Origin of the sequence: Nocardioides plantarum, assembly GCF_006346395.1 — a bacterium.
In the GTDB taxonomy this organism is placed as follows: Bacteria; Actinomycetota; Actinomycetes; order Propionibacteriales; family Nocardioidaceae; genus Nocardioides; species Nocardioides plantarum.
Genome location: NZ_VDMS01000002.1, coordinates 450,841 through 464,023, shown reverse-complemented (window position 1 = coordinate 464,023; position 13,183 = coordinate 450,841). Strand labels below are relative to the sequence as shown.

At 72.8% G+C, this 13,183-nt stretch carries 10 protein-coding genes; 6 read left to right on the top strand and 4 right to left on the bottom strand.

Going from position 1 to position 13,183, the window contains the following annotated elements:
- Window positions 1–9: 9 nt before the first annotated feature.
- The 4 genes from FJQ56_RS14170 to FJQ56_RS14155 form a co-directional block, all read right to left on the bottom strand.
- Complete coding sequence (locus FJQ56_RS14170) at window positions 10–1,371, bottom strand: preATP grasp domain-containing protein (protein ID WP_140010199.1); 1,362 nt, start codon at window positions 1,369–1,371, stop codon at window positions 10–12.
- A 99-nt stretch (window positions 1,372–1,470) separates the two neighbouring features.
- Window positions 1,471–2,808, bottom strand: coding sequence for an aminotransferase class III-fold pyridoxal phosphate-dependent enzyme (locus FJQ56_RS14165; RefSeq protein WP_170215411.1), 1,338 nt, complete (start codon window positions 2,806–2,808; stop codon window positions 1,471–1,473).
- On the bottom strand, window positions 2,805–3,812 hold the full coding sequence (locus FJQ56_RS14160) for a 3-oxoacyl-ACP synthase III family protein (RefSeq protein ID WP_140010197.1): 1,008 nt from the start codon (window positions 3,810–3,812) through the stop codon (window positions 2,805–2,807). Before FJQ56_RS14160 ends, FJQ56_RS14165 begins: the two co-directional genes overlap by 4 nt.
- A 62-nt stretch (window positions 3,813–3,874) precedes the next feature.
- Complete coding sequence (locus tag FJQ56_RS14155) at window positions 3,875–5,614, bottom strand: lactonase family protein (RefSeq protein ID WP_140010196.1); 1,740 nt, start codon at window positions 5,612–5,614, stop codon at window positions 3,875–3,877.
- Between the two features lie 320 nt (window positions 5,615–5,934).
- Between FJQ56_RS14155 and FJQ56_RS14150 the strand changes: the two genes are divergently transcribed.
- The 6 genes from FJQ56_RS14150 (at window position 5,935) to FJQ56_RS22935 (ending at window position 13,097) form a co-directional block, all read left to right on the top strand.
- Window positions 5,935–7,179, top strand: a complete 1,245-nt coding sequence (locus FJQ56_RS14150; protein ID WP_140010195.1) for an MFS transporter — start codon at window positions 5,935–5,937, stop codon at window positions 7,177–7,179.
- Entirely contained in the window at window positions 7,176–8,135 is a 960-nt protein-coding gene (locus FJQ56_RS14145) for an AfsR/SARP family transcriptional regulator (protein ID WP_140010194.1), read from the top strand. Before FJQ56_RS14150 ends, FJQ56_RS14145 begins: the two co-directional genes overlap by 4 nt.
- Before the next feature lie 366 nt (window positions 8,136–8,501).
- Window positions 8,502–9,941, top strand: a complete 1,440-nt coding sequence (locus FJQ56_RS14140) for a hypothetical protein (protein WP_211351037.1) — start codon at window positions 8,502–8,504, stop codon at window positions 9,939–9,941.
- A gap of 53 nt (window positions 9,942–9,994) precedes the next feature.
- Window positions 9,995–10,432, top strand: a complete 438-nt coding sequence (locus FJQ56_RS14135; protein WP_140010193.1) for a hypothetical protein — start codon at window positions 9,995–9,997, stop codon at window positions 10,430–10,432.
- Complete coding sequence (locus tag FJQ56_RS14130) at window positions 10,429–11,508, top strand: FHA domain-containing protein (protein WP_140010192.1); 1,080 nt, start codon at window positions 10,429–10,431, stop codon at window positions 11,506–11,508. The genes FJQ56_RS14135 and FJQ56_RS14130 overlap by 4 nt, the downstream gene beginning before the upstream one ends.
- Complete coding sequence (locus FJQ56_RS22935; protein ID WP_140010191.1) at window positions 11,505–13,097, top strand: aminotransferase class I/II-fold pyridoxal phosphate-dependent enzyme; 1,593 nt, start codon at window positions 11,505–11,507, stop codon at window positions 13,095–13,097. The genes FJQ56_RS14130 and FJQ56_RS22935 overlap by 4 nt, the downstream gene beginning before the upstream one ends.
- The last annotated feature ends 86 nt before the right edge of the window (window positions 13,098–13,183 follow it).

The window sequence follows — 13,183 nt, the reverse complement described above, 5'->3', positions numbered from 1 at the left end:
CCGGCCGGCTCACGCGATCTCGAACGCGGCCAGGGCTCGGCGCTCCAGGTCACGCGCGTGCTCCGCGTCCAGGCCCACGACCATGTAGTCGACGGTGCCGGTGCGAGCCACGTCCTCGATGGCGATGACGACACCGGTGCGCTCGGCCTGGTCGAAGGACAGCCCGGCCTCGTCGAGGACCTTGACCGCTGCCGTGAAGCTGCTGACGCTGGTCCAGTTGTAGGTCAGGACCACCCGCGAGCGCAGGTAGTCCTCGCCCACCAGGGTGCGGGCGAGGTAGTCGATGTTCGTGCAGCAGCCCATCCGGCCGTTCACCTCGTTGAAGAGCAGCTCACCCTGCTCGGTGACGATCGAGTCGATGTTGACGTAGCCCACGAACCCACGCCGGCCAGCCTCTCGGGCCAGCTCCATGCTGTGGGCGGTCATGTCCGCGGCGTGCGCTGCCGCCATCCTCTGTCCGGGGATCTCGAAGCCGATGAACGTCGGCTCCATGCGCATCTCGCCGAAGTTGAGGATCTGCGGGGAGCCCAGCGGCCCCGGCACCCACAGCTCGCTGTAGTAGACCTCGGCGGCCCGGTGGTAGGACTCCACGACGACCCGGGTGGTGCGTTGCACCGACAGCGTGGGCCACACCCCGTCAGCCAGCGCCGCGAGGTCGGTGTCGCCATCGACACCGATCACACGGGAGGCACCGATGAGCCTGTCCTCCTCGAAGGTGGTGACGGCCGTGTTCCCTGCGCCGCCGGAGTTGAGGTCCTGCTTGATGATCACCCGGCCGGTCTCCGGCAGCAGGATCCGCAGGGCACGGGCCAGCTCCGGTGCCGAGGTGGCGATCCTGCCCTCCGGGACCGGCGCCCCGACGGTGGAGGCGAGCTGACGGAAGAGCACCTTGGAGTTGAAGGACTCCGCTCCACCCGAGCGCAGGAAGTCCCTCGTGCTCCGAGCGGTGCCCTCGTCGATGCCGTGGAGGCGTACGCCGAGCTCGTCGGCCAACGCCATCACCGGCCGGTCCACGAAGTAGGCCAGCACGCTCCAGTCGGCGCCGAGCGCGCCGCTCGGGGCACCGGCCCGCTCGCGGATCCGGGCGGCGACGAACCCGTCGTTGAGCGAGTCGTCATTGAGGATCAGCTGGCGGCTGTCGCCCTCGGCAGGGACGACCACGTTGTGCGGCGACAGGTGCCGGCCGAGGAGATGGTTGACGTAGTCGATGAACTCCTCGGAGACCGAGTGCGGCAGGACGACGAGGTCCTCGTCCTGCGCCATGACCAGCAACCGGTCGCAGCACATCGAGCTCAGGGCGTGGATCTCAGGGGTCATGTCGCAGCCGCACATGCTGTCGCTGTCGACGTTGGCGATGATGATCTTGGGCATGGTTCGGGTCCTCTCGAAGCGGGGGGGGGGCTCGGGCACGCGCCTGGTGCGTCGTGCTCGTCACGTGGTGCGGGGTGTCGATCCAGGGGTGGAGACCGGTCAGGACGGGACGGTCTGCGACGCGATCACGTCCTCCAGCGCCAGGGCGAAGCGGTGCAGCAGCACCTCGACGTCGGTCTCGGAGATCGTCAGGGGCGGCGCGACCAGGACGGTGCGCTGCACCGTGCCGGTGCCAGCGGGGTAGAGCACCAGCCCGCGTCGCAGCGCGGCCGCCACCAGCTGGTCGGCTCGTACCTCGACCCCGCCGCCGTCGGTGTCCGGCGCGACGAACTCGATGCCGATCAGCAGCCCGGCACCACGCAGGTCGCGGACCACGTGGGCGTGGGCCGCCAGCAACGTGCGGAGCCGTCGGGTGAGCTGCGCGCCGATCCTCGCCGCCCGCTCGGGCAGCTGGTGGCGGACGGTGTAGTCGACGACAGCCTCGCCGACCGCCATCGCCAACGGGTTGGCGGCGTAGGTGTGGCCCAGCGTGAAGCGAGCACTTCCGTCGCGCAGGCACCGGTGCACCTCCTCGGAGACCAGCAGGGCGCCCAGCGGTACGTAGCCGGCGCTCAGGCCCTTGCCCAGCACCATCAGGTCGGGCTCGATGCCCGCCTCGTCGCACGCGAACCAGTGCCCGGTGCGGCCCAGACCGGTGATGGTCTCGTCGGCGACCAGGAGGACGTCGTGGGTGCGGCAGATCTCGGCCACCGCGCGGAGGTAGCCGGTCGGTGCCGGCACCGCACCGCCTGACGCGCCGACGACCGGCTCGATGACGACGGCGGCGACGCGGTCGGCCCCGGCCTTCACGATCTCCTGCTCGATCGACGCCGCGCACTGCAGGGCACAGCTGTGACGCTGTTGGCCGAAGGGGCAGGCGTGGCAGCTGGCCGCCGCGGCTCGCGGCCACGCTGGGAGCACCGCCTCCACGGTGCGGCGCCGGGCCGGGTGGCCGGACAGCGCGACCGCGCCGAGGGTCGCCCCGTGATAGCTGCCGTCGCGGCTGATCATCAGCTGCTTCCCGGGTCTTCCCCGTTCCTGCCAGTACTGCAGGGCCATCCGGATCGCGGCCTCGATCGCCTCCGAGCCGCTGTTGGTGAAGAAGGCATGGTCCAGCGAGCCCGGCGCCAGGTCGGTCAGCCGCCGGGCCAACCGTTCTGCGGGCGCGCTCGTGAACTGGGTGCGGTAGGTGAAGGTGATGGCCTCGGACTGCCGGTGCATCGCGTCGAGCACCTCGCGCCGACCGTGGCCCAGGTTGACCACCAGGGCGCCGGAGCACCCGTCGAGGTAGTCGCGTCCCTGGTCGTCGCGGATCGTGCTGTCCGAGGCCGAGACAGCGACCGGGTAGGAGGCGTTCAGGTCGGGGTAGAGCACCGCACCCCGTTCGACCACGCTCACCGCACGACCCCCGCGCCGGGACGGGACCAGCGCACCAGGGCACCGCCCGCGCTCATCCCGCCGCCGACGCCGACGAGGGCGACCAGGTCTCCCGGCGCGATCCGGCCGGCCGTCACGGCGTCATGGAGGGTCAACGGGATCGACGCCGCGGCCGTGTTGCCCAGGGTGGGGCAGGTCAGGTGCAACCGCGACCCGGTGATGCCGTGCTCGGCGAAGCACGATCGCAGCAGTCGCGCGTTGGCCTGGTGCGGTACGACGTGGTCGATGTCCTCGAGGTCGAGCCCGGCGTCCTTGAGCAGGTCGGCCAGCACGGCCGGGACGACCTCCTCGACGTAGTCGCGGACCTCGCGGCCCCGCATCGTGAACCGGTCCGCACCCGCGGCCAGGGACCGTGCGGTCAGCGGCTCGCGGCTGCCTCCACCCCGCACCTCGACGAGGTGACTCAGATGGCCGTCGCTGCGCAGCGTGGTCGTGAGGACCCCCTCGTCCTCCGGGACCGGGCCCAGGACCACCGCGCCGGCCCCATCGCCGAACAGCACGCTGCTGCGGTGGTCGGCCGGGTCCACGATGCGGGAGTAGGTGTCGGCGCCGAGCACCAGCGCGAAGCGCCGCCGGGGGTCCGCCTCGAGCATCGACCGGGCCGCGTCGAGGGCGAAGACGAACGAGGTGCACACCGAGTTCACGTCGAAGGCTGCGGCGTTGACCGCTCCCAGTCGACGCTGCACCAGGCAGCCGGTGGCTGGCTGGGGCTGGTCGGGGGTGGAGGTCCCGACCACGATCAGGTCGAGATCGGCGGCACTGAGACCCGCGTCGGCCAGGGCCTCGACGGCCGCCCGGGTCGCCAGGTCACTGGTGGCCACGTCGATGTCGGCGTAGCGGCGTTCCCGCACGCCGGTGCGCTCGCCGATCCAGGCGGCGGTGACCGTCAGGTCCCGGGCCAGCTCCTCGTTGTCGACCACCCGCGGCGGGAGAGCCGCGCCGGTGCCGATGATTCCTGTCTTCATGGACTGTCTCCTGGTGACATCGGGGGACTGGGGGACTGCCAGCCGGACCGGGCTGCTCTGGTTCATCGGGCGGCGATCCCGAAGGGTGCGCCCTGGCCGCCGGCGCCGAAGACCGCCAGGTCGAAGACCTTCTCGGTGCCGAGGTGCGTCAGCCGACCGTCGGACTCCACCCGGAAGCTGTAGAGCAGCCCCTCGAACGAGTTGAGCTGGTAGAGGAACCGGCTGTCCTGGCTGAGCGCGAGGTCGGTGACGCCGTTGGTCACGACGTTGTCGATGACGTCGACACCGTCCTTCGCGGTGGCCGACGGGTGTGCGAGGGTCAGCGCCCCGCCGGAGCTCAGGGAGTACGTCGAGATCGCACCGCCCTCGAACGGGCTCGAGGTGAAGGCGAACCGCTGGTCGTGCGTCACCACGATCCAGCACGTGTCGGTCTGGTTGTTGCCCACCGTCTCGCCCAGGGGGCTGAGCTGCCCGCCGTCCACGTCGTACACCGCGGCACCGCCACCGCCCGGGTTGGCGTAGCCCCCGTTCTGCTCGGTGCTCAGGAGCAGGCCCTGCGGGGTGAAGGTGAAGCCGAACGGGCCGTTGCCGGTGGGGGCCGAGACCGTCTTGTCGCCCAGCGTGCCGTCGTCCTCGACGTCGTAGGAGACCAGGGCGCCGACCGTTCCCTCGTCGACCGAGGCGACCCGCTCGGTGACCACCAGGGTCTCGCCGTCGGGGCTGAAGGAGACCTGGGCACAGCCCGACTCGGCCTGCTCGCTCAGGGATCGGGTCGAGTCAGGGATCGGTGTCAGCACGCCCTCGGCGGAGACCCGGAAACCCGTGATCGACGGCTTGCCACCGTGTGCGCAGTTCTCCAGCGCAGCGCCGCCCCCGAGGAACAGCCGGCGGTCCACCTCGCCGGAGTTGAGCACGTAGAGCATCCCGTTGCGGACGGTCAGGCTGACCGGACGGGCACCGCCGGTCGGGGTCACCGAGAGCCGCTCGAGCCGGTCGGCGTCGACGCGGAACACCGTGATGTCGGCCGTCCCGGCGTTGACGACGAAGAGCAACCGGGCGTCGTCGACGATCTGTGTCGGGGAGGTCTCGCCCTCCTCGGTGCCCAGCACGATGCCCTGGGCACTGTCCTCGAAGCTGCCGCTGCCGGCACCACCGGTCGGGAAGCGGCCGACCTCGGTGAGCCTGCCGCGGGAGTCCCTCCCGAAGGCGACCACCTCGTTCGCGAGGGCGTCGTTGGACTGCAGGAACACCGACCCGGCGCGCAGGTCGACGACACCGCGCGGCGGGCCGTTCGCATCGTTCGCGGCATTGGTCGCCGCGGTGTCCTGGGCCGCCGTACTGGCCAGGACGAGGCTCTCCGACGGCCCGCCGAGGACCCGGCCCAGGAAGGTGGTGGCCAGGACGCTCAGCAGCACCAGCGCCAGCGCACCGGCGGCCAGCCGCGAGGCCCGCCCACGGGGCTGCGGGCGGGAGACGGTCGTGGCCCAGCGAGGGGGCTGCAGACCGCCGCCGGACCCGCCTGGCCCGAGCCCCGCGGGAGGGCCCGAGGAGAGCGGCGTCGTGAGCTGCGCAGAGGGCTGGGCGATCGGCTGGGCGATCGGCTGGGCCATCGGCCGGGCCATCGGCGGGGCGATCGGTCGGGCCATCTCGTGAGCCGTACGGGTGCTCTCGTCCGTCTCGACCGGGTGCGCCGCGGACGTCGGCCCGCCGCACCCGCAGGTGCCGGTCGGGGGCGTGGCGGCCGCCGCGGATCCGAGGCAGTCGGGGCATCCGGCGCCGTGGGCTTCGTCGTGATCGTGCATCGGGCATCTCCTCTGGTGGGGTCCCTCGATCGTTGGCGCCCCGGCGTGACCCGACCGTGACCACCGAGTCACACCGGGTCACTCGGAGACAGCCGGAGTCAGCCGGAGTCAGCCGGAGTCGCAGCCCGATGGCGGGCGGCCACGACACGCCCGGCCCGCAGAAATCTCGGCCCGGCCTGTAACGCCAGCCGCTCCCGGTGCCACTCAACGACAGACCAGGGAGGCGTCCGCGACCCGGGAACACCGGGTGCTGGACGGTCTCGAAGCTCCGAGGAGAAGGACTGACCGTGAAGACAACCAACGAAAGAGTCGACGAGTCGATGCCTGCCCGTCCGGCCCCCGACCACCCAGCCCCCCAGCCCCCCGAGGAGCCCGGGGCGCCCAGCGGCATCCGCGCCTACGGCGAGGTGGTCCGCAGCCCGGGCATGCCGGTCTGGACAGGCGTGGTCCTGTGCCAGCGCCTGCCCATCGCGATGAGCCCCCTGGCACTGGTCTACGTCGGGCACGCGGCCACCGGTTCCTACGTGCTCGGCGCCGTGCTCGCCGGGGTCTTCGCCCTGGCCGAGGCGGTGGCAGCCGGCCCGGGAGGTCGGCGCTTCGACCGTCGACCCGCGGGTCCCGAGCTACGTACCGTCCTGGCCATCCAGTCCGTCGCGCTCGGCCTGCTGGCCCTGCCGCTGGTCGGCACCAGCCCGCTGCCGGTGCCGGTGCTGGTCGCCCTCGCCGCGATCGGTGGCGCCGTCGCCTCCGGTGCACACGGCGGCCTGCGCTCCCTGCTCCTGCGCACCGTGCCGGAGAGCACCCACCAGGCGGCCCTCAGCCTCGAGGCCACGACGACGACCCTGCTGTGGGCCGTCGGCCCCGCAGTCGTCGCCGGTCTCGCTGCCCTCACCTCGGACCTGGTGCCGATGGTCCTCATCGCCGGTACGTCGGCCCTCGGCGCCGTGCTCGCCATCGCCGTGCGCGACCAGGGGCCCGCCGTCGACGAGTCCAGTCACACCAGCATGGGCGCCATCATCGCCATGATCTGGCCCGCGCTGCTCCAGGAGGCCGCGGTGCTGATGTGCGTCGGTGCGGCCTACACCGCACTGCCTCCGCTGCTCGCCGAGAGCTCCACCGACTCCGACTGGGCCGGACCCCTGCTGGCCGCCTTCGCCGCCGCAGGCATCGTCGGTGGGCTCGCCTACGGCGCCCGGACCTGGCCGGGTGCCTACCGGACGCACAGTGCGGTCCTGGTCCTCGCGCTCACCCTGTCGATGCTCGTGGCCGCAGCCCCCATCGGCCTGCCGGGCCTGATCTTCTTCCTGCTCCTCGCCGGGCTGGTCGGCACCCCCGCCCTCACCGCCCGCGCGGCCGGTGTGCAGCAGCTGCTCCCCGAGTCGCGGTGGGCCACGGGCTTCTCCGCGCTCTACGCCGCCGGCGGTGTCGGCTTCGGAATCGCTGGTTTCGTGACCGCTGGCCTGATCGACACCTCCGGCGCTCGGACCGCCCTGGCCGTCAGCGCCCTGCTGGCCACCACGGCCGTGATCGTCAGCGCCCTCGCCGAGCGCAGGTCGACGACATGAGCACCCCCGCCGTCGCGCCGACGATCCACCCCACCTCCCACGAGGGCTGCCCGGGCACGACCACGACCGCGCACGAGCTCGACGCCGCTCGCTCCCTCCTCGACACCCCCGGCCAGGCCCCGGGCGACGGTGTCGTGCTGCACCTGCGGCCTGCGTCGAGATGGACCTGGTGGCCCGAGACCGGCTCCGACCACCTGCGCGCCCAGGCGGACCCGGTACCCGTCACCGTCCTGCCCGGACCCGCCTCCGAGCGGGGGGTCACCCCACCGACGCTGAGCATCGTCGGTGGCTTCCAGCTCGGGTTCCGTGGTCAGCCGGTGCGGGTCAGCCACATGGTGCAGCGACTCCTCGTGCTGCTGGCCTGCCACGGGCCCCACCTGGACCGCTCGCAGGTCGCCGGCACGCTGTGGCCGGAGGTGACCGAGGCTCGCAGCCGCGGCAACCTGCGCACCGTCGCCTACCGACTCCAGCAGCGCGCACCCGGGCTGCTGGTCAACGAGGGGCAGACGATGTCGTTGCACCCCGAGCTGAGGGTCGACATGGACGACGTGACCGTCCTGGCTCGCATCCTGGTCGAGGACCCCAGCGAGGAGCGGGTCCAGGTCATCGACATGCAGCGCTACCTGCTCGACGACGTCCTGCCGGCCTGGGACGAGGACTGGCTCGACGGCGTGCGCTTCCGCTACCGCCAGATGCGGCTGGCCGCGCTCGAGTGCCTGGCGGTCCGTCTCAGTGTGATGCGCCGCTACGTCCAGGCGATGGACGCCGCCCTGGCTGCCGTGCACGCCGACCCGCTGCGCGAGTCAGCCCACGAGGCGGTGATCGTGGTCTGCCTCGCCCAGGGCAACCGCAACGACGCGCTGCGCCACTTCCGCGGCTATCGCAGCCGGCTGCGCGACGAGCTCGGCCTGGATCCGTCGCCCCGGATCGAGAGCCTGCTCTGGGAGGCGGTCTGACCGGCGCCAGCAGCGTGTCCGTCCGTCCTCGAGGGTCGCCCGAGAGCTCCACCGGTGGTTCGTGCCGGTGGAGCTCTCGTGCGTCTCCCGAGCATCGGATCCGCCCGCTGGGGGACCCGCGCGGTCGGTGACGCTGCTGTGACGGAGGTCCGGACAGGCTGTCGAGCACTCGTTGCCGCACCGAGCATCGACCCACGAGAGAGGCCCTGGACAGTGATCGTCGAAGCAACGTCTCGCCACGGCGGCAGCGCCGCGCGTACCCAGGAGCGATCCGCCGTCACCGGTGACCACGCACCCGCAGCGCCGGGGCCGGGCGGTCCCACGCCAGGCGACGTCGTCCGCTGGAGCGACGAGCAGGTGAGTGCGATGGGCCTGCGGATCGACGACGTCCCGTTCGTCTCCGTCGGCGGAGGGATCGGCTCCTTCGTGACCGTCGACTACCTGCGCATCGCCGGAGCCCTCGGTGTCGACGACATCAAGGTCGTCTCGAACCTCGCGCACCCGTGGCAGACCTACGAGTACCTCACCCGCGTCTCGCAGATCCCGCGCTCGGAGCGGATCCGCTCCGACTCGGCCTCTCGCCCCGACAACCTGTGGGGCTTCCCGTCGTACGCCGTCTCCGAGAGCATCCGCACCCGCAGCCTGCGCCCCGCCCTCCAGGTCCTGGTGGAGCCGACCCTGACCGGGTACTACACCCCGAAGCTGGGCTCGGTGCTCGAGGGCATGGAGCGTGAGGCTGCCCGGATCCGCTACCGGGAGATGCTGGTGACGGGGGTGGCGACCACGGTGCGCCATCGCGAGGGCGGCGGCTACTTCGTCCTCGTGGCCGAGGGCCCCGCCGGCGCACCGAACCGGGTGCTGCGCTGCCGCGACGTCCACCTCGCGCTGGGCTACGCCGGGCTGGCCTTCCAGCCCGAGCTCCGGCAGCTGCGAACCGAGAGCGGCGATCACGTGAGCCTGGTCAACGCCTACGAGGACCACGAGCACCTCTACGAGCGACTCCGTCAGGGGCCGGCCACCGTCGTGGTCCGCGGCGGCGGCATCGTCGCGTCGCGGATCCTCGAGCGACTGGTCAAGGAGCGTCGCCAGCACGGCTCGCAGGTTCGGGTCGTGCACGTGCTGCGGACCTACGTGGCCGACTCGCACGGACCGCACCCCTGGGCTCGGCGGCGCGGCAAGGACGGCTTCGCCTACCAGGGCTTCAACTACCCCAAGTCCGTCTGGGGCGGCCAGCTGCGGGCCGAGATGCGTCGGGCCGACGACGACAAGCGCCGCCGGCTCTACGACCAGATCGGCGGCACGACCACCGCGAGCAGACCGTCGTGGCGACGCCAGCTGCGCACGGCGCGACAGGAGGGCTGGTACGACGCCCGTCCAGGCGTGATCAACCAGATCACCCGTCTCGCCGACGGACGCCTGCACCTGCGGTTGGCCGGGACCGAGTCGACGTCGGAGGTCGTCGCCGACGCCGTGATCGACTGCACCGGGCTCAACGCGGACGTCCGCGGGCACCGGGTGCTCGCCGATCTCCTGGACCACGGTGGTGCCCGGCGCAACGTGCTGGACCGGATGGACGTCGGCCCCAGCTTCGAGCTCAGGGGCGCCGAGAGCGGGATGGGGCGCGTCTACGTGACCGGTGCGGCCGCGCTCGGTGGCTACTTCCCGGGCGTCGACACCTTCCTGGGGCTGCAGCTCGCCGCGCAGGACGTGGTCAGCGACATCGCTGCCCGAGGCCACTGCCGCACCCTCGGACCGGCCCGCTCGATCCGACAGTGGGTGCGCTGGATGCGCAACGCCCCGATCTGACCCACCGGCACGAGCCACCAGACCGCCCGTCCCACCACCTAGGAGAAAACCCCATGGTCCCCACACTCTTCGGCAGGATCCAGACCCGGTTGTTCCTGCTCGCCGTCGTCGGAGGCATCGTCACCCTGCTGGTCTCGCCGCTGATCGCGATGCCGGGCTCGTCGGCAGTCGCCTACCGGACGACCTTCGTCCTCCTGGGCTCCGTTGCCGTCCTCGGCGTCGGCTGGGAGGTGGTCTACCACCTGCTGATGCAGTGGCGGTGGGAGAAGGACTGGCCGACGCTGTTCGGCCTGGTCACGGTCCTCCCCGAAGCCGCCCTGCTGTGGTGGGCGGTCGGACGCGGACTAGTCCCCGGGATGCCGGGCCCCGTCCCGGTCTCGGCGTTCGCGGTGCACTTCGTCGCGGTGTGGCTCGCCGTGTGGGCCGTGGCGAACGGCCCCATGCGGGTGCCCTTCGTCGCCTGGCGCTTCCGTGGTGGGAGGTTGGTGTGAGCGCCGACCGGGTCGAGCCCCTCTGCTCGACGTCGGCTCCGGCGCCCGGGCTGGTCGCCCGTGAGGGCGACCGGGTGCTGCTGTGGTCCCGCACGACGGCGGAGCGCGACAAGCGGCTCGCCTCCCAGGTCCGCGGGTCGTCACTGGGCGTCTTCTTGCGGGGTGTCGCCGCTGAGGCGCTGGCCGGTCCCGACATGTCCCTGGTGGCGATCGGGATCGAGCCGGACCGGGTCGTGGTGCTGGCCCGTGGTGCCGTCCGCGTCGAGGTCCGAGGTGCCACCGCCGAGACGAGCGACCTCGTCGACGGGTCGTCGTCCCTGACCATCGTCGAGCGGGCCCTCGCGCTGCCACTGCACAGCATCCGTGCCCACCTGGGCGAGCCGCACGACACCGCCGGCGACGGCCCGACCCACCTCGGGTCGGGCGTCGTACCGGCCGCCGGGGTGCTGGTCGGCTGGGCGGTGCGCCCGGAGACCGCACCGCCGGCCCCGGCCCTCCTCCCGGCGGCGTGCGGCTGCGCCCGCGCCGCCGTGCCAGAGCAACAGCCGCCTGTCGCGCCGGAGCCGGCCGTGCTGGTCGACGCGGTGCCCGACGCCGTGGCCTGTGCCTCCGGGCACGTCAACGCCCACGACACGATCTACTGCACGATCTGCGGCATCGGGATGGCCCAGAGCGGGGTCACCTCCGCACGGGTCCCACCCTCGTTCTCGCCAGGCTCCGATGACGGCTCCGACTACGGGGTGCTGGTGGTCGACGACGGGACCGTCCTGTCGGTGCGGGGGCCGGTGGTCTGCGGGTCGGCGCCCGAGACGCAGCCCGACGTGCGCGCCGGCCGGGCCGACGCCGTACGGATCCCCGACACGCAGCCGGTGCACTGCCGGTTCTCCGTGCACGCCGGGCGGGTGCACGTCCACAACGTCGGCGCCGCCGCGCTCGCCATCCGGGCGGGGCAGGACCCGACGTGGCAGAGCCTGCGCGTGGGGCACGAGGTCGCACTCGCGTCGGACAGCGTGCTCGCCCTGGGTGACCGCCAGCTGCGCTACGTCGGGCGCCCCGAGCTCGTGGGGGGAGCATGACGATCGTCTCGGCGGGTGCCTCGACCGCCCCCACCGGATCCGCGCCTGCCGGCTCCGGGCTCGCAGACCCGCGCGGGTTGGCCGGCGAGGCACCGCTCCTCGCCGCGTGGCTCCGCTTCACCGAGGCGACCCGGCAGGGGCGCACCCGTCCCTTCACCATCCCGGGTCACAAGCAGCGCACCCACCTGACCGGGACCCTCGTCGAGGGCGACGTACCGCTCTTCGGAGGTCTGGACACCGTGGGCCTGACCGTGGGACGGCTGGCGCAGGCCGAGCGCCTGGCTGCAGAGCACTGGGGGGCCGACTGGGCGCGGTTCTCCGTCGGTGGCGCGACCCACGGCAACCAGGCCCTGACCCTCGCCCTGGGCCGACCCGGAGACCGGGTGGTGGTCAGTCGGACCCTGCACCGCTCGCTGCTGACCGGCTTGGCGCTGGCGGGGCTGGACCCGGTGTGGGTGCGACCGGGCATCGACCCGGAGTCGGGCCTGCCCACCTGCGTGCCGGTCGACGACGTACGCCGTGCGCTGGCGACCGACCGGGTCTGCGGGGTCTTCCTCACCGAGCCGTCCTACGTCGGCACCTGCGGTCCGGTCCGCGAGTACGCCGAGGTGGCCCACGAGGCGGGCGTCCCCCTGGTGGTCGACGCTGCCTGGGGAGCGCACTTCGGAGCCCACCCGGACCTGCCGCCGTTCCCGCTGCGCGCGGGCGCCGACGCCGTGGTGATCAGTGCCCACAAGTCCCTGCCGGCCATGAACCAGGCGGCCGTGGTGCTCGCCCGGACCACCCGGTCCGGCGGGCTCCTCTCGCCCCAACGCCTGGAGTCGGGTTTCGACGCGACCCACACCACCAGCCCCTCGGGCTCGATCCTGGCGAGCATCGACGCCGCCCGGGCGCTGCTCCAGCGCGACGGCCGGGGGCTCTTCGACCTCCTCCTGCCGGCCGTGCGTCGGGCCCGCACGAGGCTCGCCGCGATCCCCGGGGTGAGGGTGCTCGCGGGGCGACTGCCCGACGGAGCCGTCGTCGACCCGGTCAAGCTCGTCGTGTGCCTGGCCGGCACCGGCGCCAACGGGCTCGACGTCGGTGCCGATCTCGACGCGCTGGGGCTCCCGCTGGAGATGGCCGACCTGGACACCCTGATCCCGATGATCACGATCGCCGACTCGGCGGACGACCTCGATCAGCTGGTGACCGCGCTGGGGGCTTCGATCGAGCGACACCGGGGCGCGCCGCGCGCACCGGTCCCGGCGGCGGCGTGGAGCGTGACCCCGCGCCCGGTACTGAGCCCACGAGAGGCCCACTTCGCCGAGCGGGAGGCGCTGGCACCCGAGCAGGCGGTGGGTCGGACCAGCGCCGAGCTGATCGCGCCCTACCCGCCGGGGGTGCCGGTGCTCGCACCCGGGGAGCAGATCACCGCCGAGGTGATCGCGTCACTGCGGGCGATGCTCGACCACGGAGGCCGGGTGGCCTACGCGGCCGACCCCGCCCTGGCCACCCTGCAGGTCGTCCGTGACGCCACCGAGACGCCGGGGCGGCGACCATCGCGCTCGACCCCGCAGATCGACCAGGGACCCGGTCCCAGCCCGTCCTAGTGGCACGGGGCCGAAGTTCTTGGACGCTTCGCGCACTGATGGCACGCACCTCGCGGCACCGGCGATCCTCGGAAGACGACCAGGTA

Excerpts from the sequence above, each read along its gene's own strand:
- FJQ56_RS14145 (WP_140010194.1), top strand. The coding sequence starts at position 7,176 with ATGAGCACCCCCGCCGTCGCGCCGACGATCCACCCCACCTCCCACGAG.
- FJQ56_RS14160 (WP_140010197.1), bottom strand. The coding sequence starts at position 3,812 with ATGAAGACAGGAATCATCGGCACCGGCGCGGCTCTCCCGCCGCGGGTG.
- FJQ56_RS14150 (WP_140010195.1), top strand. The coding sequence starts at position 5,935 with ATGCCTGCCCGTCCGGCCCCCGACCACCCAGCCCCCCAGCCCCCCGAG.
- FJQ56_RS14135 (WP_140010193.1), top strand. The coding sequence starts at position 9,995 with ATGGTCCCCACACTCTTCGGCAGGATCCAGACCCGGTTGTTCCTGCTC.
- FJQ56_RS14140 (WP_211351037.1), top strand. The coding sequence starts at position 8,502 with ATGGGCCTGCGGATCGACGACGTCCCGTTCGTCTCCGTCGGCGGAGGG.
- FJQ56_RS14170 (WP_140010199.1), bottom strand. The coding sequence starts at position 1,371 with ATGCCCAAGATCATCATCGCCAACGTCGACAGCGACAGCATGTGCGGC.
- FJQ56_RS22935 (WP_140010191.1), top strand. The coding sequence starts at position 11,505 with ATGACGATCGTCTCGGCGGGTGCCTCGACCGCCCCCACCGGATCCGCG.
- FJQ56_RS14155 (WP_140010196.1), bottom strand. The coding sequence starts at position 5,614 with ATGCACGATCACGACGAAGCCCACGGCGCCGGATGCCCCGACTGCCTC.